Raw genomic sequence first — 805 nt, 5'->3', positions numbered from 1 at the left:
ATCGGTGACGCGGATCGGTGACGCGGCGTCAACGGCCGGCGCGCGTCGAGTCGCGGCACCGCCTAGATGAGTGAGTCCGATGTTCTCAGTGGTCGTAGGCGATCAGGGATCGTTTGATCTTGGCGCCGGTGGTCCAGTTGTGCCAGATGCCGGCTGCCAGGGCGAGGAGTCGTTGTCCGGTGCGGGCGAAGACTCCGGCCGGGGTTCTGGCGCCGTGTTGTTCCAGGCTGAGCTGGCCTTTGAGTGTGTCGAAGACCGCTTCGATCCACTGGCGGACGCGGGCCAGGCGGCCGTGCCGGACCGGCTCGTCCTTCCGGTCCGGCCGCATCAGACGGACGCCCAGGCGCTCGGTCAGGAATGCCTCGAACTCCCGGCCGGCGAAGCCTTTGTCGGACAGGATCACCTGACCGCTGCGGACGAGGTGACGGTCACGTTCCAGCAGTGCGGTCATCACCTCCCGTTCGCCCAGTTTCGGGTTCGCCAGGCACCAGGACACGGGCATGCCCTCGGCGGTGGTGAGCAGGTAGAGGCGGAAGCCCCAGAAGAACCGGGAGTGGCTGCGGCAGTAGCCGTATCCGGCGTGTCCGGCCAGCTCGGAGCGTTTGGCGGTCTCGCGGGAGGCCGCGCAGGGCAGCGGCGTGGAGTCGATCAGGCGGAGGTTGTCGTGCCAGGTGGGCACCTGCCGGGCGAGCATCTCGATGACGTGGCTGATCAGCGGCCCGGCGGCGTTGAGGCGCTTGTTGTAGGCGGACTGCTGGGGCAGATAGCGGAAGAGATGCCCGAGCCGGGCATGGGCGAAGCGGAT

At 68.1% G+C, this 805-nt stretch carries 1 protein-coding gene; it reads right to left on the bottom strand.

What is annotated here, in order from left to right:
• Positions 1-85 precede the first annotated feature (85 nt).
• Positions 86-805, bottom strand: a 720-nt coding sequence (locus ACQRUO_RS39555) for an IS982 family transposase (protein ID WP_428321018.1), incomplete at its 5' end; no start/stop codon positions are given.

The sequence above is a fragment of the Kitasatospora sp. LaBMicrA B282 genome, assembly GCF_050325825.1.
Taxonomy (GTDB): Bacteria; Actinomycetota; Actinomycetes; order Streptomycetales; family Streptomycetaceae; genus Kitasatospora.
Note: the sequence above shows the minus strand (reverse complement) of the source record. Positions and strands in the feature narration are given on the sequence as shown.